This is a genomic window from Streptomyces sp. NBC_00425, from assembly GCF_036030735.1.
Lineage (GTDB): Bacteria > Actinomycetota > Actinomycetes > Streptomycetales > Streptomycetaceae > Streptomyces.
On sequence record NZ_CP107928.1, the window covers coordinates 909,899 to 935,080 of the forward strand.

Genomic DNA, 25,182 nt, shown 5'->3' on the forward strand with positions numbered 1-25,182 from the left:
CACGGAGAAAGGGGCGGGGCTCCGGAGTACGGCTGGGAGTACTGCCCGGAGCGCAGACCGAGCCCGGAGTGCACCCCTGAGTTCCGGCGCGGTGGCATCTCGGTGCGGTCGGCCGGGGTTGAGCCCCGCGCCGGATCGATTGCGGCGCGCGGGCGTGCCCCACGGCCGATACCGCGGGCCGCTCGCCCGACACGGTCAGTGGCTTCGGGAAAGCGCTTTCTCCTCCGGGAGGATAGGGCGACCGCCTGCGGGTGACAAGTATGTGAACGATGATCGGGCGAGAGGAAATCGCCGCCACCCTCAATCCCGCTCACTCCCTTGCAATCCCAAGGGAGTGAACGGGATCTTCGACAGCTCGCCCGCCCTGGAATCCTTATGAGTGTTCACACTCATGACCGGCGTCTGTCGATCTGCGAGGTGCTGAGCCGTACATACCGCTCCGCGGCGGCGGCTGCCGCCGACCGGCTCCGCTCACGCTCTGGGCATCCCTGGCCTTCAGCGTGGGCCCCGGGCAGAGCACGGGCTCCGCACGGTGTGCGGGGCCCGTGTCGCGGGGTGTGGTGCGGGTCAGGGGCAGCTCAGGCGTGTGTCGCCGGGGTCCGTGGTGCAGGTGTCCGTCTGGGGGCCGCCGTTGGCGGTGTCGTTGCCGGACACGTTGTCGACGGTGTTCAGGTTGTCGGTGCCGGAGTTGCCGATGAGGTTGTCGTTGCCGGGGCCTGCGGTGAGGGTGTCGTTGCCGAAGCCGCCGTCGAGGCGGTCATTGCCGTACCCGCCGTGGACGGTGTCGTCGCCGCTGCCCGCGTCGACGGTGTCGTCGCCGCCGAGGGCGCAGATCACGTCGTTGCCGAAGGTGCCGGTGATGGTGTCGTTTCCGCTGGTGCCGATGCGGGTGCAGCCGCGCGCGTTGTTGACCGTGGTGGTCGCCGTGGCGGCGTTGTTGCCGGTGCTCGGGTCGGTCTGGGAGGCGCCGACCGTGGCCCGGTCGGTGAGGATGCCGGTGGCCCGTGGCTCGGCGGCGACCGTCACCGTGGCAGCGGCGCCGGGGGCGAGGGTGCCGAGGGAGCAGTTCGCGGTGGTGGCGGTGGTGGTGCAGGCGCCTGAAGCGGTGGTGGCCGAGACGACCGAGGCGGCGACGCCGCTGAGCGTGTCGGACAGGGAGACGCCGGTGGCGGAGACAGTGGTGCTGTTGTTGGTCACCCGCACCGTGTAGGTGGCCCGGTCACCGATGCTGACCGTAGTGGGACCGGACTTCGTCACCGACAGGTCCACGCCGGCCGGTGGCGGCGGGGAGCCGCCGCCCTCGAAGCGGGCCAGGGCGAAGTCGTTGTCCGGTCCGCCCCCGCCGGCGGCGACGATCTTGCCGTCCGTCTGCAGGGCTACCCCATGGGCGGAGTCGTTGCCGCCGAAGTCCGCGGTGGCCAGGCCGCCCACGCCGAAGCCGGTGTCCTGGCTGCCGTCGGGGTTGTAGCGCAGGACGGACAGATCGCCGCCGGGTCCGTTGCTCCCGGCGACGACGATCCGCCCGTCGCTCGGCTGCAGCCTGACGTCCGCTGCTCCGCCGCCGGGAGTGATCACCCTGCCGTTGCCGCCGAAGCTCGTGTCCAGGGCTCCGTTGGGGAGATAGCGGGCCAGGGCGTACCTGGTGCCGCTGGCACCGGCGGCGACGATCTTCCCGTCGGGCTGGAGCGCGAGTCCTTCCACGGACTCGTAGTCGCCGAAGTCCGTGCGGACGATGCCGTCGCCGTCGAAACCCGTGTCCACGCTGCCGTCCGCGTTGAAGCGCATCAGCGCGAAGTCGAACCTGGTCGAGCCGACCTGTCCGCCGACGACGATCTTGCCGTCGGGCTGCAGCACCAGGGCTCGGCCGTCGCCGCCCTCCTGGGGAACGGGGCCCGCCGGGTTGGCGGTCACCGTGCCGTCGCCGCCGAACGTGGTGTCCGGGGTGCCGTTGCCCGTGAGGCGGAGCACCGCCATGTGTCCGCCGGTATAGCCCGCCGCGACGATCCTGCCTGCCGGGTCGACGGCCACGTCGAGGGCCTCGGTCGGGCCGTCGAAGTCGGCGAAGACCCGGCCGTCGCCGCTGAAGGAGTCGTCCAGGGTCCCGTCCGGGTTGTAGCGGGCCACCACGAACCAGCAGCAGTCCTCGTAGTCCCGCCAGCTGCTGCCCGCCACGACGATCTTGCCGTCGGCCTGCAGCGCCACGGCGTGCGCCTCGCTCCACTGGAGGCTCGGGCCCATGTTGTTGATGGCGGTCGTCACCGTGCCGTCACCGCCGAAGCCGGTGTCCGGGGTGCCGTCGGGGTTGTGGCGGGTCAGCGCGAAGCGGCTCTCCACAGACGCTTCATCGACGGAGGCGCCGACGGAGACGATCTTCCCGTCGGGCTGTACCGCCACGTCGTCGGCACGATCGTCGTCGGCGATGCCGGTCAGTACCCTGCCGTCACCGCTGAAGGTGACGTCCAGGCCGCCCGGGGCCGCGGCCGCGGTGCCGGGAAGAGTCAGGACCAGTGCCAGGACGGTCGCCACGACCGTCCCAGCCCGGACCGGAAAAGACCGGCGGACACCGTGTCGCTGTCGCGCCTGTCGTACATGTGGTGTGAACATGCGCGACAGCCTTCCGCCGCCCGCACTCGGCGACGGCCACCACGAGCGGCGTTGCACTCACCGGACGCACGAATCCATCCGAGCGGGTGAGCACGCCCGGGACGGCTGCGCGGACCGCCCCGCTCCCCTCTGGAGGTGTGCCGAGTCACCGCTGACTTCGCCCGGGCGGCGAGGGGGCGGTCGTCGGCGATCCGCGTGCCCCGGGGCCGGGCATGCACGCAGGCGCCGCCCGCTGTCACGGGCGGCGCCTGCTCTCGTCGGGCTACTCGACCTTGGCCCAGTCGAGCGTGCGCTCCACCGCCTTCTTCCAGCCCGCGTACCCTTCCGCGCGCTGGTCTTCGGACCACTGGGGCTCCCAGCGCTTGGACTCCTGCCAGTGGGTGCGCAGCTCGTCGGTGTCGCGCCAGAATCCGGTGGCCAGGCCCGCCGCGTAGGCCGCGCCGAGCGCGGTGGTCTCGGCGACGACCGGACGGCTGACCGGCACCCCTAGGACGTCGGCCTGGATCTGCATGCACAGGTCGTTGGCCGTGACCCCGCCGTCCACCTTCAGCACGTCCAGATGGACTCCGGAATCCTGCTCCATGGCCTCGACGACGTCGCGGCTCTGATAGCAGATGGACTCCAGGGTCGCCCGGGCCAGGTGGCCGTTGTCGTTGTAGCGGGCCAGACCGACGATCGCGCCGCGTGCGTCGGAGCGCCAGTACGGCGCGAACAGGCCGGAGAAGGCGGGAACGAAGTACATGCCGCCGTTGTCCTCGACGGAGCGAGCCAGCGCCTCGCTCTCCGCCGCGTCCTTGATGATCTTCATCTGGTCGCGCAGCCACTGCACCGCCGACCCGGTGACGGCGATGGAGCCCTCCAGGGCGTAGATCGCCGGGCTGTCGCCGAACTGGTACGCCACGGTCGTGAGCAGACCGTGCTGCGAACGGACCAGCTCGGTACCGGTGTTGAGGACCAGGAAGTTGCCCGTGCCGTAGGTGTTCTTGGCTTCGCCCGGCGCGTAGCAGACCTGTCCCACGGTGGCCGCCTGCTGGTCGCCCAGCACTCCGGCGATGGGGATGGCGGCGCGAAGCGGCCGGGAGGTGCGGGTCACCCCGTACGCCTCGCGGTGGGAGGACGGGTTGATGGTGGGCAGCATCTGGCGGGGGACGCCGAAGAAGCCCAGCAGCTCGTCGTCCCAGTCGAGGGTCTCCAGGTCCATCAGCATGGTGCGGCTGGCGTTGGTCACGTCGGTCGCGTGGACACCGCCGTCGGGGCCGCCGGTGAGGTTCCACAGGACCCAGGCGTCGGTGTTGCCGAAGAGGGCGTGGCCCGCCTCCGCCGCCTCGCGGACGCCGTCGACGTTCTCCAGAATCCACTGGATCTTGCCGCCGGAGAAGTAGGTCGCCGGCGGCAGCCCCGCCTTGCGGCGAATGACGTCGCCCTTGCCGGAGCGTTCCAGGGCAGCCGCGATGGAGTCGGTGCGGGTGTCCTGCCACACGATGGCGTTGTAGTAGGGACGCCCGTTGCGCGGGTCCCACACCACTGTGGTCTCACGCTGGTTGGTGATGCCGATCGCGGCCAGGTCCTCGGGTGAGAGGTTGCCGTGCCGCAGAGCGTTCTGGATCACGGAGTTGGTGCGCTCCCAGATCTCCACCGGGTCGTGTTCGACCCACCCCGAGCGCGGAAGGATCTGGGCGTGCTCCAGCTGGTGCTTCGCCACCTCGTTGCCGGAGTGGTCGAAGATCATGAAACGGGTGCTGGTGGTGCCTTGGTCCACCGCGCCCACGAAGTCAGCCATGAGTTGCCGCCTCTGCTGTGGGGGTCATTCCTCGGGGGCCGGAACACGGCCGGGAGGCTCCGGCTCCGCCGTCGGCAGGAACCGGCCGACGAAGGTCTTGTAGATCCCGGCGCCGAGCAGGCCGCCGATCAGGGGGCCGACGATCGGCACCCAGAAGTAGAGGTTCCCGTACTGATCTCGCCATGCTGTGCCGTAGCCCGTGAAGAAGCTGGCCAGTCTGGGTCCGAAGTCACGTGCCGGGTTGATCGCGTACCCCGCGTTGGTGCCCCACGCCATGCCGATGGCCACGACGATCAGACCGACGATGAACGGGGCCAGGTTGGCGCCAGGAGGCGTGTTCAGCAGGTCCGTGACGGCGAGGATCAGCAGGAGCAGGATGGCAGTGCCGATGATCTGGTCGCGGAACGCGCCCCACTCGTGGACCGGCAGGTTGGGATTGCCGTTGGCGGGGAGCGTGGAGAACACGCCCTGCGTCTTGATGGTGTGTCCCGGGTCGGCCTTCGCCAGTGCCTCGGTGTAGTTCCACCGCACGATGAGGGCCGCCACGAAGGCGCCGGCGGTCTGTGCCACCGCGTACGGCGCGACCTTGCGCCACGGGAAGCCCTTGAACGTGGCCAGGGCGACCGTCACCGCGGGATTGAGGTGGGCGCCGCTCAGTCGCGCCGCGACGTAGACGCCCAGGGTGACGCCGAGGCCCCAGGCCCAGGCGATGCTGTCGTGGTTTCCGAGTCCTCCCGGCGGCGTCGTGAGCGCTCCGCCGGCGACCACCTGGGCCACCACGCCACAGCCGAAGAGGATGAGAATCATGGTGCCGACGAACTCGGCCGACAGTTCGCCGACCAATCCGTGCATTTTCAATCGCTCAGCCATGGAAGCCCGCTTCCCGCCGGCTAGGAGCCGGCACGTCGACTGCTCGAGCTCTCCCGCACAACAGCATAGGGCGATCATGGACTAAACGCACAAAACGATTCGGAACGGAATCAGGAACAGGGCTGCGGCGCCCCCAGCGTCCCCGGCGTCCTGGCCATCTTGGGCGTCCGGAGCATGCGGGGCGTCCCGGACATGCAGGGCCCCTGACCGAGTGCTGCAATGGCTGGAAGAGCACCGTCCCTCGGACCCGAGCGCGGGCGACCGACACCGCAGCGGGACACGGCCGGGGCCGGATCCACCGCTGAGGAGTGGCCATGCAACAGGACGTCGCGGACATGGGGCCCGTCGACTATCTGATCGTCGAGTTCCCCGGAAGCCGCATGACGGGCGAGGGCATGCCCCTGCTCGTCGAGCTGGTCGAGGACGGCGTCATCCGCATCCTCGACCTCGTCTTCATCCAGAAGGGCACCGACGGATCGGTCGCCGCAGTGGAATTCAGGGAGCTCGGCGACAGGGCCGAACTGACGGTGTTCGAGGGAGCCTCCTCCGGTCTGCTCGACCAGGGCGACCTGGACGAGGCCGGCGCCGCGCTGGAGCCCGGGAACTCCGCGGCCGTCATCGTGTACGAGAACCTCTGGGCCGCTCCGCTGGCACGTGCGCTACGGCGCGGCGGCGCCGAGATGGTGGCCGGGGGGCGCATCCCCGTGGACGCCCTGCTGGCGTCGCTGGACGCCACCGAGGCGGTGCGTCCTCCCGGCGGAACCGTCACCGCCCGCTGAGGCCGCCCGCTGACACCGCCCGCGCCCCCGCGGCGCGTCCTCACGACGAAGCACGGAACTGGGGAGATGAGTGACATGCCAGGACTTCTTCGCGGTGTGGCCCGCACCGCCGTGATCGCGGGCACGGCCACGGCCGTGTCCAACCGGGTCTCGAGGCGCCAGGCGGGCCGGTGGGCCGAGCAGGAGAGCGCCGCCCGCCAGGACGTCGACCAGCGGGCCACCGCGCCCGCTCCCGCTCCTGCCCCCGCCGCGCAGTCGCACGCCGACGACATGACCGCCAAGATCGACCAGCTCAGGCAGCTCGCCGACCTCAAGGCTCAAGGGGTCCTCACCGAGGAGGAGTTCGCGGCACAGAAGCGTCAGCTCCTCGGCTGACCCCGTCGAAAGCCTCCGCGCGCCTTCCAGGACGAGTCGACGGCCACGGGGAAGGGTCTGCGGGCGGGCGGCCTGGTGACACGACTGGGCGGACCGAGCCCGGGCACCCGCGTTCCGGTGGGCGAACCTCCTCCCCCGGTCGGCCCAAGACCGCTCCCCGTGTCGCGCCCCCGGGCCACCGCGGTGCTTGGGTGAATGTCTGACCCCGGGGCCGTGAGGTGAGCCCCGCGAGACCCGGCCGCGCAGTGGAGGAGACAGTCATCGTGAGTCCGACCGAGGGTGCGCCCCGTGACGTGATCCCCGCCCACCTGCTCCAGGGCCAGAAGGCCCTGGTCACCGGCGCGAACTCCGGGATCGGCCTGGCGACCGCGGTCGCACTGGGCCGGGCCGGGGCCGACGTGGTCGTGAACTACGTGGCCGGCCGGGAAGAGGCCGACAAGGTGGTGGAGAAGATCAGGTCCTTCGGGGTGCGGGCGGCGGCCTGTCAGGCGGACGTCTCCGACGAGGACCAGGTCGTCGCCATGATGAACCGGATGGTCGAGGAGTTCGGCACGATCGACATCCTGGTCGCCAACGCCGGGATGCAGCGGGACGCCGCGTTCACCGAGATGACGCTCGCCCAGTGGCAGAAGGTCCTCGAGGTCAACCTGACCGGGCAGTTCCTGTGCGCGCGGGAGGCGACGAAGGAGTTCCTGCGCCGCGGAGTCGTCCCCGAGGTGTCGCGTGCCGCCGGCAAGATCATCTGCATGAGCTCCGTGCACCAGGTCATCCCGTGGGCCGGGCACGTCAACTACGCCGCCTCCAAAGGCGGTGTGCAGATGATGATGGAGACCCTCGCCCAGGAACTCGCGCCGAAGAAGATCCGGGTGAACGCCGTCGCCCCGGGAGCCGTCAGGACGCCCATCAACCGCAGCGCCTGGGAGACACCCGAGGCCCGCGAGGACCTTCTGCGGCTGATCCCCTACGACCGCGTCGGCGACCCCGAGGACATCGCCCACGCCGTCGTGGGCCTCGCCTCCGACCTCATGGACTACGTGGTGGGCACCACGCTCTTCGTGGACGGCGGGATGACCCTCTTCCCCGGCTTCGCCACCGGCGGCTGACACCCGGCCGACACCACCCCCGCGCGCGCGACGCCTCCGAACGGAATCCGATGCACAGCACGCTGCAGGCACTGGCGGACGCCCCCGCGCAACTGCTCCCGGCGAGGTCCCTGATGGCCTTCACCCTCGCCTCCCACATCATCCTCGTACCGCTGGGCGTGGCGCTGCCGCTGATCACGCTCGTCCTGCACGGTTACGGCCTGCGCCGCGGGGACCGGACGGCGCTGCTGCTCGCCCGCCGGTGGTCCGCGGTGATGGCGGTCCAGTTCGCGATCGGGGTGGTCACCGGCACCGTGCTCTCCTTCGAGTTCGGTCTCCTGTGGCCGGGCCTGATGGGGAGATGGGGCGACGTCTTCGGGATCGGGTTCGGCGTCGAGGCCTGGGCCTTCTTCCTGGAGGCCGTCCTGATCGCGATCTACCTCTACGGCTGGCGGCGGCTTCCCGCCCGGACCCACTTCCTGCTCGCCCTGCCCCTGCCGGCGGCGGCCCTGCTCGGCGCCTTCGGCATCCTGGCCGCCAACTCCTGGATGAACACACCGCGCGGCTTCCGCCTCGACTCCGCGGGAGACCCGGTCGACGTGAAGATCTGGAAGGCGGTCTTCACCCCCATGTTCGGCCCGCAGTACTGGCATTTCGTGGTGGCGATGCTCGTGACGGCCGGCTACGTCGTGGCCGGCGTCTACGCCGCCGGACGGCTGCGCGGCCGCCGGGACCGGTACCACCGGCTCGGCTTCGCCGTCCCCTTCACGGTCGCCGCGGTGCTGACGCCGGTCCAGTTCGTGCTGGGCGACTCGATCGCCCGGAAGGTCTTCCACGAACAGCCGGTGAAGTTCGCCGCCATGGAGTTGGTCTGGAAGACCGACACCCACGTACCGGAGTACCTCTTCGGCCGCCTCCACCCGGACGGAGCCGTCTCCGGCGGCGTCAGGATCCCGCAGCTGGACTCCGTCCTCGCCGGCTTCAGCCCCGACACCCGGGTCACCGGACTGACCTCCGTGCCCGAGGACGCACGGCCGACGGCCACTCAGGCGACCATCGCCCACTGGGCTTTCGACATCATGGTGGGCATCGGCTCCCTGCTCCTCGTCCTCGCCCTGTGGTACGCCCTGATCTGGCTGCGCCGGCGCCGGCTGCCCGTCTCGGCATGGTTCTACCGGTGCGCGGCGGTGGCGGGCGTCGCCTCCGTCGTCGCGGTCGAGAGCGGCTGGATCACCACCGAGGTGGGGCGCCAGCCGTGGATCGTCTACGAGAACATGCGGGTCGCCGAAGCCGTCACGTCGACCGGCTCCCCCGGCCTGTGGACCATGTTCGCCCTGGTCGTCGTGGTGTACGTGTTCGTCTTCGGGTCCTTTCTCGTCGTCCTGCTGAAAATGCGCACCCGCTGGCGGCTCGCCGACGAGGAGGACCGTCGAAGCGGCGGAGCCCACTCGCGGCGGGAGACGCCGGAGTCGGGCCTCCCGTACGGGCCGCGCCCCGCGGTACCGTCCGGTGCTCCGCTCGGGACCGGCGACGCCGCCTCCCCGCCCGCGGAGGACCGGCCGTGACCGCGGACGTCGTCGCCGTCGTCCTGCTCCTCGCGGTGGCCGCCTACGCCTGCGCCGGCGGGACCGACTACGGGGCCGGGTTCTGGGACCTCGTCGCGGGGGGAGCGCGCCGCGGCAGGCGACCCCGATGGCTGATCGACCATGCGATGGCCCCCGTGTGGGAGGTCAACAACGTGTGGCTGGTCTTCGTCCTCGTGATCATGTGGACGGGCTTCCCCGTCCTGTTCCAGCGCCTCTTCCAGTCGATGTGGCTGCCGCTGGCGCTGGCGGCCGTCGGCATCGTGCTGCGCGGCGCCGGGTTCGCGCTGCGCAAGCCCGCACAGCGGCAGGCCGGACGGCGCCTGTACGGCACGGTGTTCGCCGTCTCCTCCCTCGTGACGCCGTTCTTCCTCGGCGTCACGGCGGGCGGGGTCGCGTCGGGCCGGGTGACGGCGGACGCAGACCCTTCCACGCACGCCTGGGCCCATCCCACGCCGGTGCTGTTCGGTCTGCTGGCCGTGGCGACCACCGCGCTGCTCGGCGCGGTGTTCCTCGCCGCGGACGCCCGCCGCTTCGACGCGCCCGACCTGGCCGGATACTTCCGGCGGCGGGCTCTGGCGGCGCTGGGCTGTGTCGCCGTCCTCGCCGTGAGCACCCTCGCGGTCACCCGTGACGACGCCCCGCACGTATGGCACGGGCTGACGCACGGTGCCGGGCTCGGCTTCGTGGTGGCGGCGGCCGTGGGCACCCTGGCCACCGGCCTGCTGCTCGCGCGCGGCGCCACCGACGCCTGGTCGCGGGTCGCGGCGGTCGTCGTGGTGGCGTCCGCGGTCATCGCCTGGGGCATGGCGCAGCGCCCGTACCTCGTCCCGACCACCCTGACCGTCTCCGAGGGGGCCGGCGCGGACACCACGCTGCGCTGGCTCGGCCTGGTCACCCTCGTCGCCTTGGTGCTGGTCGTGCCCGCCGTGGCGCTCCTCTACCGGCTCGACACCCGTGGCGAGCTGGAGAGCCTCACCGACGCCGACCTGCGCCGCGGCGGCGCCGGCGACGAGGGCTGAAGCGCGCAAGCGGCACCCGGGCCGCCGCGCGTGCGCAGCCACGGCGGGACGCGGTGAGCGAGGATCGCAGTGCCGTGGCCGGGCGGGCGGACGGGCTGCGTGCGCAGGGGCCAGGTACGGATGAGCCAGGTGCGGTTGAGCTACGTGCGGTTGAGCGCGGCGTCCAGCGTGATGGCCGCGTCGATGAGGGCGAGATGGGTGAACGCCTGCGGGAAGTTGCCCAGTTGACGGCCCGTCGGGTCGATCTCCTCCGAGTACAGGCCCAGATGGTTCGCGTACCCCATCATCTTCTCGAACACGAGCCGCGCCTTCTCGGTGCGTCCCGCCCGCGCCAGGGCGTCGACGTACATGAAGGTGCACAGCGAGAACGTGCCCTCGGAGCCGCGCAGACCGTCGGGTGAGGCTTCGGGGTTGTAGCGGTAGACCAGGCTGTCGCTGACCAGTTCCTCCTCCACGGCGTCGAGGGTCGAGGACCACAAGGGGTCGTCGGGGGTGATGAACCCGACCGTCGACATGCGCAGCAGCGAGGAGTCGAGCACGTCACTGCCGTAGTGCTGGACGAAGGCCCGACGCCCCTCGTTCCACCCCTTGGCCATGACCTGCTCGTAGCAGTCGTCCCGTGCGCCGCGCCAGCGTTCGACGTCGGCCGGCCGGCCGTTGGACTCGGCGAGCCGCAGCGCACGGTCGAAGGCCACCCAGGACATCACACGGCCGTAGGTGAAGTTCTCGCGCCCGCCGCGGGTCTCCCACAGTCCTTCCTCCGCCTGGTCCCAGTGGTCGACCAGCCAGTCGAGATCGGTGAGCAGCGCCCGCCATCCGTGGTGCCCCACCTGCAGACCGTGCCGGTGCGCGAAGTAGATGCTGTCGAGCGCCTCCCCGTAGATGTCCAGCTGGAGTTGCGTGGCGGCGCCGTTGCCGATGCGCACCGGCGCGGAACCCGCATAGCCCGCCCAGTGGTCGAGCGTCACCTCAGCCAGGTCGGAGGAACCGTCCACGGCGTACATGATGTTCAGCGGGCCGGTGTCGCCGTCCCTGCCCGCGCGTTCCCCGACCCGGTCGGAGAGCCACTGGATGAACGCCCGGGCCTCGTCGGTGAATCCGAGCCCGAGCAGGGCGTACACCGAGAACGAGGCGTCGCGGATCCAGGTGAACCGGTAGTCCCAGTTACGCTCGCCCCCCAGTTGCTCCGGAAGCGCGGCCGTCGGTGCGGCCACCACCGCGCCCGTCGGCGCGAAAGTCATCAGTTTCAGCGTGATCGCGGAACGCTCCACGGTCTCGCGCCAGCGGCCCGTGTAGCGCGACTGACGCAGCCAGGTCCGCCAGAACGCGACCGTCGCGTCGAAGAGCCGGTTGTACTCGTCGAGGCGCATCTCCCTCGGCGGGCCGCCCGCCGACCGCTCCAGGACCAGTCCACGCTCCTGGCCGGCCTCCAGAGTGAGGGTGAAGTGCAGGGAGTCCCGCCGGTCGACGAGCAGGTCGAGCAGCCGCTCGTCGTCCGGCTCACGGACGGGGTGCACGGTGAGCTCCGCGCCGTCCTCGGAGGCGAACACCGCCCCGTGCTCGCTGAGATGCAGCCGGTGGCTCTTGCGTCCGTAGTCGAACCGCGGCTCGACCTCGACGTCGAACGTCATCCTGCCGCGCACGCAGCGCACCATCCGCGCGATTCGGTGGCTCTCCGTGACCGACGTGCCCGTCACCGGCATGAAGTCGATCACCTCGCCGGCGCCCGCCTCGGTCATGAACCTGGTGACCAGGATCGCCGTGTCGGGGAGGTACAGCTGCTTGGTCGCGTAGGCCTGGCGCTGCGGCCGGATCGTGCAGCGTCCGCCCTTGTCCTTGTCCAGCAGCGCGCCGAACACGCTGGGCGAGTCGAATCTCGGCACGCAGAACCAGTCGATGCTGCCGTCGGTCGTGACCAGCGCCGCGGTCTGCAGGTCACCGATGAGGCCGTGGTTCTCGATCAGTGGGTAGTCGTCCATCAGGGGCGCCTCTCGGTGCGCGATTCACCCGATCGCCCCCTTGCAACAGACTAAGCCGAGCCCCTGGATTCGGCGCGCGGGCCGTCGGCCGGTCCTGCGCTCCCCCATGCGGTGACGCCGCGTGTCCACCGCCTCGGCGCCGCCTGGGTGCGCCGCGAGCGGGAGGCCGGCTCGACGCCCGACCGGGACACCGGACGACGTCGGCCAAAGACAAGGGGAAGGAGCCTGCGCTCCTTCCCTACTCAACGTATAGCGCACCGGGGGGCTTGCGGCAAGGCCCCCGTGATGCCGCAAAATCGTCGGCCAAGGCCACAACCTGCGGAAATGAGGGCACGAGTGCGTGTGTTGTCGACGTACAGGGGACGCGATGACGTCGGACCGGCGGTGGGAGCGGCGTGGCCGGAGAAGGCGTCCGCGCCGATGATCCGGTCGGCCGGTGCAGTGCGACGGAACACGACTGCTTCGGAGGCGCGGCGATGAACGGGCCGTACGTGCGGGATCTGCACCACGTCGACGAGACGCACATCCCTGCCGTCGGGGGCAAGGGCGCGAACCTCGGCGGGCTGTCGCGGATCGAGGGTATCCGTGTGCCGGCCGGCTTCTGCGTGACGACGGATGCCTTCCGGCGGATCATGGCGGAGGCGCCGTCGCTGGACGATCGGCTCGATCAGCTGTCGCGTCTGGAGCCGGAGGACGGGGAGGCGATCCGCGCGCTGAGTGCGCAGATCCGGCGAACCATCGAAGGAATCGTCGTCCCGGACGAGTTGGCGGGTGCGATCGTCGGTGCGCTCGCAGAGCTGGGCGAGCACACCGCCTGCGCCGTTCGTTCCAGCGCTACCGCGGAGGACCTTCCGACGGCGTCCTTCGCCGGCCAGCAGGACACGTATCTGAACGTCGTGGGTCCGGCTGCGGTCCTGCGGCACGTCAGCCGGTGCTGGGCCTCGCTGTTCACCGAGCGCGCCGTGGTGTACCGCCGGCGGAACGGCGTCGACCACCGCACGGTCCACATGGCGGTGGTCGTGCAGCAGATGGTCTTCCCCCAGTCGTCCGGCATCCTGTTCACGGCCGACCCCGTCACCGGCAACCGGAAGGTCGCCACCGTGGACGCCGGCTTCGGCCTCGGCGAGGCGCTGGTCTCCGGCCTGGTGAACCCGGACGTCTTCAGGGTGCGGGACGGCGAGGTCGTCGCCAGGACGATCGCCGTCAAGCACCGGGCCCTGCACGCGCTCCCGGCCGGTGGCACGCGGGAGGTGGCGATCGAGTCGCAGCAGCGGGAGCAGCCGGCGCTGACGGATGCGCAGGCGGTGCGGCTCGCAGGGATCGGGCGGCGGATCGAAGCGCACTTCGGCCGCCCGCAGGACATCGAATGGTGCCTGGTCGACGGTGACTTCCGGATCGTCCAGAGCCGGCCGATCACGACGCTGTTCCCCATCCCCGTCCGGGAGACCGGCGACCGGGAGAACCACGTCTACGTCTCCGTCGGTCATGGGCAGATGATGACCGACGCCATGAAACCCCTGGGGCTGTCCATGTGGCGGCTGACGGCCATGGTGCCGATGCACGAGGCGGGCGGGCGGCTGTTCGTCGACGTCACCCCGCGTCTGGCCGCCCCCGCCAGCCGCGCCGGTCTCCTGGACGTCATCGGGAGGGGCGATCCGCTGACCAGGGACGCGCTGGAGACCGTCCTCGAGCGCGACGACTTCGTGCCGACGCTCCCGGACGCGGCACCCGGCGGACCGCCGGTCGGCGGTGAGTTCGACCCGACCGAGACCGATCCGGCCGTCGTCGCGGAGCTGATCGCCCGCAGCGAGGCGTCCGTCGCCGCCCTGGAGCGCGACATCCGCACGAAGAGCGGACCGGCGCTGTTCGACTTCCTGGCGGAGGCCTTCGAGGAACACAAGCGCGTCCTCAGCGATCCCCTGAACATCCGGGCGATCATGGTGGCGATGGAGGGCACGTGGTGGCTCAACGACAGGCTGCAGGAGTGGCTGGGCGAGAAGAACGCGGCCGACACGCTCACCCTGTCCGCCCCCGACAACGTGACGTCGGAGATGGGACTGGCGCTGCTCGACGTCGCGGACGTCGTCCGCCCGCATCCGGACGTGGTGGCGTTCCTGCAGGGCGTCCAGGACGACGACTTCCTCGACGAGCTGGCCGAGGTCGCGGGCGGGGCCGAGGCGCGCGACGCCATCGAGGCGTACCTCGACCGGTACGGCATGCGCTGCGTCGGGGAGATCGACATCACGCGACCGCGTTGGCGCGAGCGGCCCGGCACGCTCGTGCCCGTGATCCTCGACAACGTCAGGAACATCGAACCCGGCGCCGCCGAGCGGCGCTTCGAAGAGGGCCGGCAGAAGGCGCGGAAGAAGGCGGCGGAGGTGCTGGCACGTTTGCGGGCCCTGCCGGACGGTGACCGCAAGGCCGACGAGACGCAGCGGATGATCGACCAGGTCCGAGCCTTCATCGGGTACCGGGAGTACCCCAAGTACGGCATCATCAGCCGCTACTTCCTCTACAAGCAGGCCCTGTCGAGGGAGGCCGAACGCCTTGTCCGGGCGGGTGTGCTCGCCGCGGCGGAGGACGTCTTCTACCTCACGTTCCAGGAGTTCCACGAGGTCGCGCGCTCGAACCAGGTGGACGGCCGGCTCATCCAGCAGCGCAAGGACGCGTTCCGGTCGTACCTCGCGCTGACGCCGCCCCGGGTCCTCACCTCGGACGGTGAGGCCCTCACCGGGGCGTACCGACGTGACGACGTGCCGGCCGGCGCCCTGGCCGGCCTGCCGGTCTCGGACGGGATCGTCGAGGGAAGGGCCCGCGTCATCCTCGACATGGCGCAGGCCGATCTCGAACCGGGCGACATCCTGGTCACCGCCTACACCGATCCCAGCTGGTCGCCGCTGTTCGTCGGGATCACGGGCCTCGTGACGGAGGTGGGCGGACTGATGACGCACGGCGCGGTGATCGCCCGGGAGTACGGCCTGCCGGCCGTCGTGGGCGTGGAGCAGGCCACTCGGCTGATCCGCGACGGGCAGCTGATCCGTGTGCACGCGACCGACGGATACGTCGAGATCCTGTCCTGACCGATGTCACGTGCCAGGGGTCCCGCGACCGGCGGCCGCGGGACCCCTGGGGACGCGCCGTCGACGGCCTAGGACACCGCGTCGAGCGGGCGGAGGAAGCGGCGTTGGTACCGCCGGATGCAGCGCGTGCGGCGAGCCAGTTCGAAGGCCTCCTGGCATTCCGGATCGGTCATGCTGTCCGTGCGGTACTGCTCGTACGCGGCGAGGCCGGGAAACGAGAAGAGTGCGTAGGCGATGTCGCTGTCGCCCTCACTGGGCAGGAAGTAACCGTGGTGGGTCCCGCCGAAGCGGTTGACCAGCCCGACCCAGCGGCGGCCGTATTCCTCGAAGTCCTCCAGCTTGTCGGCGTCGATCTCGTAGGTCAGGTGAACAGTGATCATGTCCCCATGATGCAGCGGGGGCCGCCGCGGCCGGAACACCGGATCACGGCTCCGAGACACCCCGCGTGGCGCCTGCGGGGAAATATCGGGTCGACAGAGAGCCGCGGACCACGCAGGGTTCGCCGTATGCCCGACTCTCCCCTCCTCCGCTCGCCGATCGGCTACCGGAGTCGCCCGGCCGCCGTCGCCGACGTCCAGGAGATCCACCGCTTGGTCGCCGCGTGCGAACACCAGCTGCACGACCGTGCCACGACCGACGCCGACAGCATCGCCGCCGACCTCGGTCAGCCGGGTCTGGACCCCGCGTGCGACACGGTCCTCGTCCACGACCACGCCGGACAGTTGGCCGGCTGGGCGTGGGTGCGGGGGCGACGGTCCACGGTCGACGTCCACCCCGGGCACCGAGGGCGCGGGCTCGGCCGGTCGCTGCTCGCCTGGGCCGAGGCACGGGCCCGGCAGAAGGGCGGCGATCGGCTTGCCCAGACCGTCTCGGACAGTGACCGGGCGGCTGCCGGGCTGCTGCGGTCCCGCGGGTACTCCCCACTCGTCACGGAGTGGCTCCTGGAGTTCGCGATGGCCGACGAACCGGACGTGCCCGAGCCGCCCGAGGGGATCGTGGTCCGGCCGTTTCGGCCCGGCGCCGGCCCGGCGGTGCACCAGCTCGCCGAGGACGCGTTCGACGAGTGGCAGCAGCGGCGGCAGTCCTACGAGGAGTGGGCCCGGCACACCGTAGAACGGGCGACGTTCGAACCGGCGGCGTCGCCGATCGCCTTCGCGGGCGACCAGATGGTCGGCGCGGTGCTGTCGTTGAACGGCCCGGGCACGGACGAGGGGTACGTCGAGCGGGTCGCGGTACGGCACGACCACCGCAACCGGGGAATCGCGCGCATGCTCCTGCGGGAGGCGTTCCGCACCTTCCACACCCACGGCAAGCGGACCTGCACGCTGTGGACGCATTCGGACACCGGAGCGCTGTCGCTGTACGAACGGATCGGCATGACGGTCCGGCGCAGTTCCACGGTCTACAGCAAGGAGCTCGCCGCCGGGAGCGACGGAGACGAAGTCGACGCCTCGCACGTCCCGGCGGTGCCGCCGGAGTGAGTCCGCCCGGCGGGGGAAGCCCGGAGAATGGCCGGCATGAACCCGTTGCCCACACTGTCCGCCACGGAGATCGGCACGGACCGCCTCAGGCTGCGCACAGCGCATGACGCCGACATCGACGGCCTCATCGAGCTGCAGACCGATCCGCAGGTCCGTGCCCACCTCGGCGGTCCGCGGCCCCGGAGCGCCGTCGAGCAGTACTTCCACGAGAACGGGACCGGCGCCGTCGCCGCCAGGCCCGGCACCTACGTCGTCGCCGACAGGGAGTCCGACCGCTGCGTCGGGACGCTCGTGCTCGACCGCCGCTCCCCCGACCTTCCCGGGCACGTCACCGAGGAAGGCGCGGAGCTGGAGCTGAGCTACCTGCTCCGGCGCGGCAGTTGGGGCGCGGGACTGGCTTTCGAGGCGGCCACGGCGGCGTTGCGGGCCGCGGCCGGCGAACTGCCCGACCAGCCGGTCCTGATCGTGACGCAGACCGCCAACGCGCGTTCCCTGCGGCTCGCCGCCCGTCTCGGATTCCAGCGCGTGGGCACCTTCGAGGCGTACGACGTGGAGCAGACCCTCGCCGTCGTTCGCCTCGGTGCGTTCAGGACGCCGACGCCGGCTCGGGAGTGAGGCTGCGCGAAGAACCCGGGGCGTGCTCCATCCCGACGGGGCACGGGGGGCCGCCCCTTCCACGAGTGGCCCTCCGGTACGCGGGCACCGGGGCGATCCGGCACTTTGGGCCCGGAGCCGCAGGTCCCGCGGAGGGCGCCGCCGCCGGACCGACGCCGCCGCCGGGGCCGTTACGTCTGCTCCACCTCGCGACGGTCGTGCGTCGTCCTCGGCGGATCGACGGGAGTCACGCGGTTGACGCGGTGAACGGCCGGGACACAGAGGTTGAGCACGGTCGCGGCGGCGATCATCGCGGCGCATGCCAGCAGCACCGTCCGACCGTCCCAGGAGTGGGCCGCGAGGGCGGTGACGAGGTAGCCGGCGGGGATGGCCAGGCGCTCCCCGATCCCGTTGAACGCGATCATCCGGCCCTGTTCCGCCTGAGGCACATGCTGCTGGAAGGCGGTGGTCCACGCGACGACGGCGACGTCGAGTCCGACCCCGGCCAGCAGGGCAGCCACCAGCACGAGCGGCAACGGCAGCCCCCGGGCCATGGCCGCCAAGGGGAGCACGAGGGCACCGCCGGCGGCGATCGCGACCATGAGCAGTCGGTACGGCTTCCAGCGCAGGCATACGACCGTTCCCGCCAGCAGTCCGGAGGCGAAGGCCGCCTGGACCAGGCCCCAGTCGCGGGCACCTGCGTACTGCGACGCGGCGACGAGTGGACCGAGAAGCTGGAAACCGGCCAGCCACGCCGCGACGAGGACGGTGCCGGCGGCCGTGTAGGTCCACAACCAGGTACGCGACCAGAAACTCGTCCAGCCGGCCCGCAGATCCGCCATCACGCCGCCGGATGCGGTGAGCGGAGCCTCCAGGCGCAGGCCGAGGAGCAGGACGGCCGCAGCGGCGAACGAGAACGCGTCCCAGGCCAGGGCCCATGCCGCGCCGCTCGCGGCGACGACGAACCCGCCGACGACCGGAGCCAGCACCTTGACCGCGTTGGTCGGCAGTCTGAGCAACGCGTTGGCCTGTTGCAGATGTTCGGCGGGAACGATCTGCGCGACGGCGCCCTGCGCGGCTGGCCCGGTGAACGACGCCGCGGTGCCCGACACGAAGCCGCACGCCGCGATGGAAGCCGTCGTCGCGTGTCCCGTGGCGACCGAGACGGCCAGCGCTCCCTGGGCGCCGGCGGCCAGCAGATTGCCGAGGAACAGCAGCCGGCTCCGGGACACGCGGTCCGCGAAGACGCCCCCGGCCAGCAGGAACACGATCATGGGGACGGTGTTCGTGGCGAGCACGAGGCCGAGGGAACCCGCTCCCCCGCCCTGCTCGATGACGGAGTAGGCCAGTGCCAGGGGCGCCATCGCGGAGCCCGTCACCGAGATGAGGTGGGCCGCAAGGAACCGCCGGAACGGCGCGATCCCCCACGGCGTGCCGACGGTCGTCGGCGACTTCTCGGCGGACTCCATGATCTCCCCTGCATCAGGCGCAGCGAGCACCCTAGTCCCGTCCGTGCGCCACGGCGAAGTCCCGCCGGGGATTGGCCGACGAGCGTCCGCCAGAGGGCAGTTGGGGCCCCTGCTACGGAGAGGCCCGCTGCTACGGTGGGGCGATGGCATCGGTCAAGGAGTTCCAGGTCACCTTCGACTGCGCGGATCCCGAGCGCGTCGCCCGCTTCTGGTGCGAGGTCCTGGGGTACGTCCTGCCCCCGCCGCCGAAGGAGTTCGGCACGTGGGACGACTTCAACCGCTCACTGCCGCCCGAGGACCGGGGCGCGTGGTCCGTGTGCAAGGACCCCTCGGGTGTGGGACCGCGGCTGTACTTCCAGCGTGTTCCCGAAGGCAAGGTCGTGAAGAACCGGGTGCATCTCGACGTGCGCGTCGGCACCGGACTCGTGGGTGAGGAGCGCGTGGCCAGGCTGGAGGCCGAATGCGCACGACTGGTCGCGCTCGGCGGGGTACGCGTACGACTCCTGCCCGCCGACGAGGACAACGAGTCATGCCTCCACATGCAGGACGTCGAGGGCAACGAGTTCTGTCTCGACTGAGCGTCTGAGCGTCCTGCGGGACGGCGGAGCGCGGAGCTGTGGACGACATCGTGCCGAGGAAGCCACCCTGCGCCCGGCTCGTGATCGGGGCGCCAGGGCGTCAGCCCTCGAAGCCCTCGGCGCGCAGGATCTCGTCGATACGGGCGCGGTGGGCCCCCTCCCATGTGTCGAGGGTCTCGTCGGCCTCCTTGGCGAGCTTGGCCGTGGCCGCGGTCAGCGCGTCCTGCGTGCGGGCGGAGGGGACGATCACGATGCCTTCCTCGTCGGCGACGACGATGTCACCGGGGTGCACCACGACTCCCCCGCAGCGCACCGGGGCGTTGAGCGGCTCGACCGCCTTCTTGCTTCCGGGGAAGGGGATCACCCCGCGGGCGAACACGGGGAAGCCCATCTCCCTGACCTCGGTCAGATCGCGGATGAGCCCGTCGGCGACGAAGGCCGCCACGCCCCGGCGCTGCGCGACGGCGCACACGTTGCCGCCGGCCAGCGCGTAGTCGAGGTCGCCCGACTCGACGACGATGACGGCGCCCTGGTGCGCACGGTGGATGGCCGCGTGGAGCATGAGGTTGTCGCCGGGAGGGCAACGCACGGTGAACGCCGGCCCGGCCACGCGGGGCACCGGCGACCACAGCGGGCGGATGCCCATGCCCATGACCTGCGCCCGGCCGAGGACGTCCGCAAGGGTCGTGGTCGGTATCTCCGCGAACGCGGCGGCCGCTTCGGTCGTGCCTGCCATCTGTCTCCCCCTCGTGATGGACCGGCCCGCGCTGTCCCGGGCCTGTTCGTTTCTACACGAGGGGTGCCCCGTCCGCGCGGACGGGGGACCCGGGAGATCTCTCTTCAGGCCTGTGCCGAGGCTTCGGTCGCCGAGCGGCCGTCACGGTGGGTGCGTCGCCGCCCCGGACCCCGGTGCGGTGGACCGGCTACCGGGTGACGACGTTGAACACCGGGTAGGTCCGCGGACGCACGTCCGGGAGACCGAGTTCCTGCAGGATCGGGAGGAGCGTCTTGCCGAACTCGCGGAACGCCTCCTCCGACTCCCAGACGTCGACGACGAGCCAGCCGCCGTCCATGGGCGCGGACGTGTGCGAGATGAGACCGGCCACGGGCCAGTCGGCGGGGCTCTTCACCGGACCGGGGCGACCTGCCACCTTGTCCGCGCTCTGCTCGTACTGGGCCTGGGTCATCCCCGGCATTTCGAGAATCACGACGATGGCCATGCTGACTTCCCTTGCGATGAGGTGACGAGGTGCGGAGTCCTCTGCCCAGTTGACCAGCCGGTCGGACCGCCCGCCCGTGGGCTGGGCCGGACAGGCTACGAGGAGCGGCCGGCGCAGGCGGGGGACGGCCGGTCCGCGACGGCCGGTCCGCACGAGACGTCCGGTCCGCCAGGCACAGGGTCCCTCACCCGACGCCCGTCGGCCGGCCTCGGCGAAGAGCCGAGTCCCCGGTCATTTCGACGGTGCCGATCCCGTTCGCGTCGCGGAGAAACCGGGTACTCGGAGCCGGCACCCCCCTCCTCCCCTCGGTCACCCGTCGGAAGCCCCGTTCGTCACCGTCAGAAGCCCCGCCGCCCATGGCGTGGCAGCCAACCGCTCCCCAAGGGGGAAGCCATGATCATCCTGGGTGTCATTCTGCTCGTCATCGGCCTCGTCGCCGGCATCGCGTTCCTGTGGACCATCGGAGTCATCCTGGTCGCCGTGGGAGCGGTGCTGTGGGTTCTCGGCGCGATGGGACACGCCGTCGCCGGACGGCGTCATTACTGGTGACCGGGGACCTCGGGGACCCGCCGTGTCACGTCGCTCCCTCGGTCCACCGCACACGAGGAGAGGCCTGCTGCGGCATCACCGCGGGCCGGGTCTCTCCTCCGCCGGTCCTGGCCGGTCGCCGTGCCAGTCCAGTATCAGCACCGTGGCGTCGTCCCTGAGTTTTCCGTGGCACGCCTCGAGCACCGCGGAGGTCAGGCTCCGGACGGCCTCCCGTGGGTGCAGCTCGCGGGTCTCGTGAACGATCGCGGCCAGGTCGGCCGCCGCGGCGCCGCGCTCCTGCATACCGTCGGTGAGCAGGACCAGGCGGTCTCCGGGACGCAGGTGCAGCTCCTGTACGCGGTACGAGGTGGGCGCCACCACCCCGAACGGCAGGTTGACGTCGAGTCTGACCTCCTCGACGATTCCGTCGCGCAGCCGCAGCGGCCGGGGATGGCCGGCGTTGACCAGCTCGCACACACCGGTGTCCAGTGCGACGCAGAGCAGCTGTCCGGTGGCCAGACCGCGGCTGTGGGTCAGCAGGGCCTGGTGCGCGTGGTTGGCCTGTTTCAGCGCGTCGCAGCCGCTGCGGCGGGCCCGTCGCAGCGCACCGACCAGCAACGTGGCCAGCAGAGCCGAGTTCGTGTCGTGGCCCATGGCGTCCGTGATGGACAGGTGCAGGGTGTCGCGGTCGAGGGTGTAGTCGTAGGTGTCGCCACCGATGTCGTCGGCCGGGACGAGCCCGGCGGCGAGAGTGAACTGGGCCGCCTCGCAGCAGGCGGCGGACGGAAGCAGCTGGTGCTGGATCTCCGCGGCCAGGCTCGTCTCGGTGGTGCGCCGGCCCAGGTGGTAGAGATCCGTGAAGCGGCGGTCCGTGACGATGATGTAGGCCAGCGCGTGTGCCGCGTCGCGGACCTGCTGCAGCACGGTGTCGTCGACGGTCTGCAAGGTCACCTCCAGGACGCCGATGCAGTCGCCGCGGTTGGTGACGGGCGTGATCACACGTCGTCCGTCCTGCCCGTCGGGTTCCACATGCTGGCGTTGGCTGCGCAGAACACTGTCGTACACGCTGCCCTGCAGGTCGATCGGCTCGTCGTCGTCCTCGACGTCGCCGCCGGCCGCGACGAGGCGCACCAGCCGCTGCCCTACGAGGTCGACGAACAGGAACGACACACGTTGCGCGCCGAACCGCTTCTGCAGGTCGTGCGCCACGACGTCGACTGACTCACCGGGCGGCGCCGCCTCCGCAGCGGTCAGCAATTCGCCCAGTTCAAGATCTCCACCCTTCACAGCAACCTCCCGTCGGCTGCCGCATCTTCTTCCCCGGATCTCCGCAACGTCACCTGATGGGTGCGTTTCCGCCTGGTCAAGACGGCGGGTCAGGCCGGTGCGGCGGCCTCCGTCCCCCAGGTCCTGGCAGGATGCGGGCATGGAACGTGTGCTTGGAATCGGTGGATATTTCCTGCGGGCCGCCGACCCCGCGACCCTGATCGCGTGGTACCGCGAATGCCTGGGTCTGGACGCCGACGACCACGGCCTGTGGCGTCAGGAGAGCGGTCCGACGGTGTTCGCGACGTTCGAGTCCGGGACCGACTACTTCGGGTCCCGCACCCAGCAGACCATGCTCAACTTCCGGGTTCGCGACCTCGACGCGATGCTCGCGCAGCTGCGCGCCCTGGGAGCGGAGGCGGCCGAGGAGACGCAGGACATGGAGGGCGTCGGCCGGTTCGGCTGGGTGGTCGATCCCGAGGGCAACCGGGTCGAGCTGTGGCAGCCCGCCTGACCGGGCCGCGAGGCCGGCCGAGGCGGGTGGAGGCCCTGAAGGCCGACGGCAGCCGGGGCGACGGGGCGCGGTCGCCCCGGACATGAGCGGTCTACGTCCGGGAGAGCCACAGGCGGCCCAGGCTCCCGGCCGCGCGCAGGGCGACGACGCACGCACCGAGGTACGCGGCCACGATGCCCGCGAAGACCACATGCCAGGTGAAACCGACTCCGACCGAGTAGTCCCCCGTCCCCAGCCACGCGAAGCAGCCCAGAATGATCTCGAACACCGTCAGGACGGCGAGGGACAGACCCCACGGCATCGTCGGCACACCGATCACGAAGGCGAGGAAGCGCAGGTTCGTACTCTCCCGCCGGACGACGGCGATCAGCAGCACGGCCAGCGCCGCGATCAGGTAACCCTCGGTGAAGGCGTTCCACTGCAGCCATTCCACGAGTGACGCGGCGTCCCGCGTCTGGAGCTCGAGGAACGAGTGCCCGGACTTCTGATAGGCGAAGGCGATCAGGTTTCCGATCACCAGGACGCCGACCAGCCAGCCGCACACCACCAGCAGGAGCAGCAGCGACAGTCCCACGGCCGCGGTGATCTGCGTCGCGGACATCTCCACCAGTCGGACCTGGGCGTCCCGGGCCACCCCGCCCAGCCGGCGGGCCAGTGCCACGGTCGACCTGATGGTGCCCAGCCACGCCGTCACCAGGACGTACAACAGATAGGCGGTGACGGCGACGCCCGGTCCGAACACACCGTTGACCGCGAACTTCCACAGGTCTTCGGGCTGTGGAATGCCCTGCACGAACGCGTCCACGAGCGTGGCTCCTCGCCCCCCGCCCCCATCGCACGGGGCGCACTGGGTAGATGGTGACACGAAGGCGGACGGAGCGGACCTTCTGTGCGCAACTTCCCTGCCACCGCGGCTCGTTCTCTAGGATGCGACCATGCACACGACTACTCGTGGGGCGCTGCGCGTCTCGGGGATCCTCGTCGCTCTCGCCGCCGCGACGAGCGGCTGCGGGCCGGACGCGCCCGCCGACGGCGCCTCGGGCAGGTCCTCGGGCAGGCCCTCGGCGAAGTCCCCCTCCTCGTCCCCGGCGAAGCAAGGGCTGGGCGACATCCTCGTCGGCGGGAAGGCCGTCACCGGTTCACAGCCCTCCGGCCTCGCGAAGGTCCCCTACCGACGCACCTACACCGACGGCGCTCTCTACGCTCCGGTCACGGGTTACCGGTCGATGGCGTTCGGCGCCTCGGGCCTCGAGCGCGTGTATGACGACGTCCTGGGCGCCGGAGCGTCCGGCGCCGCCCAGGGCGACGTCGCGACGACCATCGAACCCGCCGTCCAGAAGGCCGCGTTCGACGCGCTGGGCGACCGGCGGGGCGCCGCGGTGGCGCTCGACGCGGAGTCCGGGAAACTGCTCGCCCTCGTGAGCACCCCGTCCTACGACCCGGCGATGTTCAGCGGCCGATCGGCGAAGGACGCGCAGGCGTGGAAGTCGGTCCTCGGCGACAGCCGTTCGCCGATGCTGAACCGGGCCCTGCGGCAGGCCGATGCGCCGGGGGCGACGTTCAGCGTCGTCGTCGCGGCCGCCGCGCTGGAGCAAGGGCTCTACACGACGGTGGACGACGCAACCGTCAGCCCTCTCGCCTATGTCCTGCCTCTTTCGACGACACGGGTCACCGGCGCGTCGTCAGCGTGCGTGAACGCCTCGATCAGAGTGGCGCTGCGGCTCTCCTGCGCCAACGTGTTCACCAAGTTGGCCGCCGAGCTCGGGCAGGACCGGCTGCGTTCCGTGGCGGAGAAGTTCGGCTTCGACGACGACAGGCTCGACGTGCCTCTCCGGGTCGCCGAGAGCAGCTATCCCCAGGCCGGCACGTCGGCCCCGGCGGCGGCTCTGACGGGGATGGGAGCCGGGGACGTACGGGCGACCGTGCTGCAGATGGCCCGGGTCGCGGCAGCGGTCGCGAACGACGGGCGGCTGGTTCCCCCGCGGTTGGTGGAGCGGGTGACGACGGCGGACGGCACCGCCCGCAAGCCCGAGGCCGGCTCCGGTTCCCCGGTGCAGGCCGTCTCGCGTGGCACGGCACAGGCGTTGCGGGCGGCACTCGGGAGCGGCGGACAGACGGGGTGGGTCCCCGGCGGCGGGGGCGACTCGGCGGCCTCGTGGTTCATCGGTCACACGCAGACGTCCGGCGGACGGCGTATCGCCGTGGCCGTCCGTGTGGAAGGTCTGCCCGCCTCGGCAGGCGCGGACGAGGACGGCGGCGGGCGTGCGGCGGCCAGGGTGGCGGAGAAGATCCTCGCCGGCGCCGGTGGTTGAGCCGGCCGATTCGCCGGCACGCGCGGGCCGGCCCACCTGACGGTCCGTCCCGTACCGGCGACGACC

At 71.2% G+C, this 25,182-nt stretch carries 22 protein-coding genes; 12 read left to right on the forward strand and 10 right to left on the reverse strand.

Annotated elements, in window-relative coordinates; all coding sequences use genetic code 11:
* Window positions 1–567 precede the first annotated feature (567 nt).
* From OHS82_RS03955 to OHS82_RS03965, 3 genes are all read right to left on the reverse strand, one after another.
* Window positions 568–2,526 carry a calcium-binding protein gene (locus OHS82_RS03955; protein WP_328433282.1) on the reverse strand — a complete coding sequence of 653 codons (1,959 nt, stop codon included), beginning with the start codon at window positions 2,524–2,526 and terminating at the stop codon, window positions 568–570.
* Between the two features lie 340 nt (window positions 2,527–2,866).
* Complete coding sequence (gene glpK / locus OHS82_RS03960) at window positions 2,867–4,384, reverse strand: glycerol kinase GlpK (protein WP_057581999.1); 1,518 nt, start codon at window positions 4,382–4,384, stop codon at window positions 2,867–2,869.
* Window positions 4,385–4,408: 24 nt separating this feature from the next.
* Window positions 4,409–5,254 carry an MIP/aquaporin family protein gene (locus tag OHS82_RS03965; RefSeq protein ID WP_328433283.1) on the reverse strand — a complete coding sequence of 282 codons (846 nt, stop codon included), beginning with the start codon at window positions 5,252–5,254 and terminating at the stop codon, window positions 4,409–4,411.
* Between the two features lie 314 nt (window positions 5,255–5,568).
* Here OHS82_RS03965 and OHS82_RS03970 point away from each other — a divergent pair, with 314 nt between their 5' ends.
* The 5 genes from OHS82_RS03970 to OHS82_RS03990 all read left to right on the forward strand — a co-directional run bounded on the left by OHS82_RS03970 (window position 5,569) and on the right by OHS82_RS03990 (window position 10,095).
* Complete coding sequence (locus OHS82_RS03970) at window positions 5,569–6,033, forward strand: DUF6325 family protein (RefSeq protein ID WP_242433310.1); 465 nt, start codon at window positions 5,569–5,571, stop codon at window positions 6,031–6,033.
* A 75-nt stretch (window positions 6,034–6,108) separates the two neighbouring features.
* Window positions 6,109–6,408, forward strand: a complete 300-nt coding sequence (locus OHS82_RS03975; RefSeq protein ID WP_057582061.1) for an SHOCT domain-containing protein — start codon at window positions 6,109–6,111, stop codon at window positions 6,406–6,408.
* 263 nt (window positions 6,409–6,671) lie between these two features.
* Window positions 6,672–7,511, forward strand: a complete 840-nt coding sequence (locus OHS82_RS03980) for an SDR family oxidoreductase (protein WP_242433311.1) — start codon at window positions 6,672–6,674, stop codon at window positions 7,509–7,511.
* Window positions 7,512–7,561: 50 nt separating this feature from the next.
* Complete coding sequence (locus OHS82_RS03985) at window positions 7,562–9,055, forward strand: cytochrome ubiquinol oxidase subunit I (protein ID WP_328433284.1); 1,494 nt, start codon at window positions 7,562–7,564, stop codon at window positions 9,053–9,055.
* On the forward strand, window positions 9,052–10,095 hold the full coding sequence (locus OHS82_RS03990) for a cytochrome d ubiquinol oxidase subunit II (RefSeq protein WP_328433285.1): 1,044 nt from the start codon (window positions 9,052–9,054) through the stop codon (window positions 10,093–10,095). Before OHS82_RS03985 ends, OHS82_RS03990 begins: the two co-directional genes overlap by 4 nt.
* 140 nt (window positions 10,096–10,235) lie before the next feature.
* Here OHS82_RS03990 and OHS82_RS03995 read toward each other — a convergent pair whose 3' ends face one another.
* Entirely contained in the window at window positions 10,236–12,074 is a 1,839-nt protein-coding gene (locus OHS82_RS03995) for a glycoside hydrolase family 15 protein (protein WP_328433286.1), read from the reverse strand.
* 476 nt (window positions 12,075–12,550) lie between these two features.
* Here OHS82_RS03995 and rph point away from each other — a divergent pair, with 476 nt between their 5' ends.
* Entirely contained in the window at window positions 12,551–15,154 is a 2,604-nt protein-coding gene (gene rph, locus OHS82_RS04000) for a rifamycin-inactivating phosphotransferase (protein ID WP_328433287.1), read from the forward strand.
* A 68-nt stretch (window positions 15,155–15,222) separates the two neighbouring features.
* On the opposite strand, the gene OHS82_RS04005 is transcribed toward rph, so the two are convergent.
* A complete protein-coding gene (locus tag OHS82_RS04005; RefSeq protein WP_057582004.1) occupies window positions 15,223–15,534 on the reverse strand; it encodes an NIPSNAP family protein in 312 nt (103 codons plus the stop codon).
* A 126-nt stretch (window positions 15,535–15,660) separates the two neighbouring features.
* Between OHS82_RS04005 and OHS82_RS04010 the strand changes: the two genes are divergently transcribed.
* Together OHS82_RS04010 and OHS82_RS04015 are read left to right on the forward strand one after the other, a co-directional pair.
* Window positions 15,661–16,635 (forward strand): GNAT family N-acetyltransferase, encoded by a 975-nt coding sequence (locus OHS82_RS04010; RefSeq protein WP_057582005.1) that lies wholly within the window; start codon window positions 15,661–15,663, stop codon window positions 16,633–16,635.
* Window positions 16,636–16,671: 36 nt separating this feature from the next.
* Window positions 16,672–17,250 (forward strand): GNAT family N-acetyltransferase, encoded by a 579-nt coding sequence (locus OHS82_RS04015; RefSeq protein ID WP_057582064.1) that lies wholly within the window; start codon window positions 16,672–16,674, stop codon window positions 17,248–17,250.
* A 170-nt stretch (window positions 17,251–17,420) separates the two neighbouring features.
* Here the strand turns inward: OHS82_RS04015 and OHS82_RS04020 are convergent, their stop codons facing one another.
* A complete protein-coding gene (locus OHS82_RS04020; RefSeq protein ID WP_057582006.1) occupies window positions 17,421–18,698 on the reverse strand; it encodes an MFS transporter in 1,278 nt (425 codons plus the stop codon).
* 143 nt (window positions 18,699–18,841) lie between these two features.
* On the opposite strand from OHS82_RS04020, the gene OHS82_RS04025 reads away from it, so the two are divergent.
* On the forward strand, window positions 18,842–19,276 hold the full coding sequence (locus OHS82_RS04025) for a VOC family protein (protein ID WP_057582007.1): 435 nt from the start codon (window positions 18,842–18,844) through the stop codon (window positions 19,274–19,276).
* Window positions 19,277–19,376: 100 nt separating this feature from the next.
* Here the strand turns inward: OHS82_RS04025 and OHS82_RS04030 are convergent, their stop codons facing one another.
* Complete coding sequence (locus OHS82_RS04030; RefSeq protein ID WP_057582008.1) at window positions 19,377–20,012, reverse strand: RraA family protein; 636 nt, start codon at window positions 20,010–20,012, stop codon at window positions 19,377–19,379.
* Between the two features lie 187 nt (window positions 20,013–20,199).
* A complete protein-coding gene (locus tag OHS82_RS04035) occupies window positions 20,200–20,496 on the reverse strand; it encodes a hypothetical protein (protein WP_057582009.1) in 297 nt (98 codons plus the stop codon).
* A 393-nt stretch (window positions 20,497–20,889) separates the two neighbouring features.
* Here OHS82_RS04035 and OHS82_RS04040 point away from each other — a divergent pair, with 393 nt between their 5' ends.
* On the forward strand, window positions 20,890–21,045 hold the full coding sequence (locus OHS82_RS04040) for a DUF6131 family protein (RefSeq protein WP_173985739.1): 156 nt from the start codon (window positions 20,890–20,892) through the stop codon (window positions 21,043–21,045).
* Window positions 21,046–21,120: 75 nt separating this feature from the next.
* Here OHS82_RS04040 and OHS82_RS04045 read toward each other — a convergent pair whose 3' ends face one another.
* Window positions 21,121–22,311, reverse strand: a complete 1,191-nt coding sequence (locus tag OHS82_RS04045; RefSeq protein ID WP_328433288.1) for a PP2C family protein-serine/threonine phosphatase — start codon at window positions 22,309–22,311, stop codon at window positions 21,121–21,123.
* Window positions 22,312–22,450: 139 nt separating this feature from the next.
* Here OHS82_RS04045 and OHS82_RS04050 point away from each other — a divergent pair, with 139 nt between their 5' ends.
* Complete coding sequence (locus tag OHS82_RS04050) at window positions 22,451–22,804, forward strand: VOC family protein (protein WP_057582010.1); 354 nt, start codon at window positions 22,451–22,453, stop codon at window positions 22,802–22,804.
* Between the two features lie 91 nt (window positions 22,805–22,895).
* On the opposite strand, the gene OHS82_RS04055 is transcribed toward OHS82_RS04050, so the two are convergent.
* Window positions 22,896–23,609 carry a hypothetical protein gene (locus OHS82_RS04055; RefSeq protein WP_328433289.1) on the reverse strand — a complete coding sequence of 238 codons (714 nt, stop codon included), beginning with the start codon at window positions 23,607–23,609 and terminating at the stop codon, window positions 22,896–22,898.
* A gap of 130 nt (window positions 23,610–23,739) precedes the next feature.
* Here OHS82_RS04055 and OHS82_RS04060 point away from each other — a divergent pair, with 130 nt between their 5' ends.
* Window positions 23,740–25,116 carry a penicillin-binding transpeptidase domain-containing protein gene (locus OHS82_RS04060; RefSeq protein WP_328433290.1) on the forward strand — a complete coding sequence of 459 codons (1,377 nt, stop codon included), beginning with the start codon at window positions 23,740–23,742 and terminating at the stop codon, window positions 25,114–25,116.
* Window positions 25,117–25,182: the final 66 nt, after the last annotated feature.

Bases quoted from the DNA above. Each gene is read 5' to 3' on its own strand.
- OHS82_RS03970 (WP_242433310.1), top strand. From the start codon at position 5,569: ATGCAACAGGACGTCGCGGACATGGGGCCCGTCGACTATCTGATCGTC.
- OHS82_RS04050 (WP_057582010.1), top strand. From the start codon at position 22,451: ATGGAACGTGTGCTTGGAATCGGTGGATATTTCCTGCGGGCCGCCGAC.
- OHS82_RS04005 (WP_057582004.1), bottom strand. From the start codon at position 15,534: ATGATCACTGTTCACCTGACCTACGAGATCGACGCCGACAAGCTGGAG.
- OHS82_RS04020 (WP_057582006.1), bottom strand. From the start codon at position 18,698: ATGGAGTCCGCCGAGAAGTCGCCGACGACCGTCGGCACGCCGTGGGGG.
- OHS82_RS04010 (WP_057582005.1), top strand. From the start codon at position 15,661: ATGCCCGACTCTCCCCTCCTCCGCTCGCCGATCGGCTACCGGAGTCGC.
- OHS82_RS03965 (WP_328433283.1), bottom strand. From the start codon at position 5,254: ATGGCTGAGCGATTGAAAATGCACGGATTGGTCGGCGAACTGTCGGCC.
- glpK (WP_057581999.1), bottom strand. From the start codon at position 4,384: ATGGCTGACTTCGTGGGCGCGGTGGACCAAGGCACCACCAGCACCCGT.
- rph (WP_328433287.1), top strand. From the start codon at position 12,551: ATGAACGGGCCGTACGTGCGGGATCTGCACCACGTCGACGAGACGCAC.
- OHS82_RS03995 (WP_328433286.1), bottom strand. From the start codon at position 12,074: ATGGACGACTACCCACTGATCGAGAACCACGGCCTCATCGGTGACCTG.
- OHS82_RS03985 (WP_328433284.1), top strand. From the start codon at position 7,562: ATGCACAGCACGCTGCAGGCACTGGCGGACGCCCCCGCGCAACTGCTC.
- OHS82_RS04030 (WP_057582008.1), bottom strand. From the start codon at position 20,012: ATGGCAGGCACGACCGAAGCGGCCGCCGCGTTCGCGGAGATACCGACC.
- OHS82_RS04060 (WP_328433290.1), top strand. From the start codon at position 23,740: ATGCACACGACTACTCGTGGGGCGCTGCGCGTCTCGGGGATCCTCGTC.
- OHS82_RS03975 (WP_057582061.1), top strand. From the start codon at position 6,109: ATGCCAGGACTTCTTCGCGGTGTGGCCCGCACCGCCGTGATCGCGGGC.
- OHS82_RS04025 (WP_057582007.1), top strand. From the start codon at position 18,842: ATGGCATCGGTCAAGGAGTTCCAGGTCACCTTCGACTGCGCGGATCCC.
- OHS82_RS04035 (WP_057582009.1), bottom strand. From the start codon at position 20,496: ATGGCCATCGTCGTGATTCTCGAAATGCCGGGGATGACCCAGGCCCAG.
- OHS82_RS04040 (WP_173985739.1), top strand. From the start codon at position 20,890: ATGATCATCCTGGGTGTCATTCTGCTCGTCATCGGCCTCGTCGCCGGC.
- OHS82_RS04015 (WP_057582064.1), top strand. From the start codon at position 16,672: ATGAACCCGTTGCCCACACTGTCCGCCACGGAGATCGGCACGGACCGC.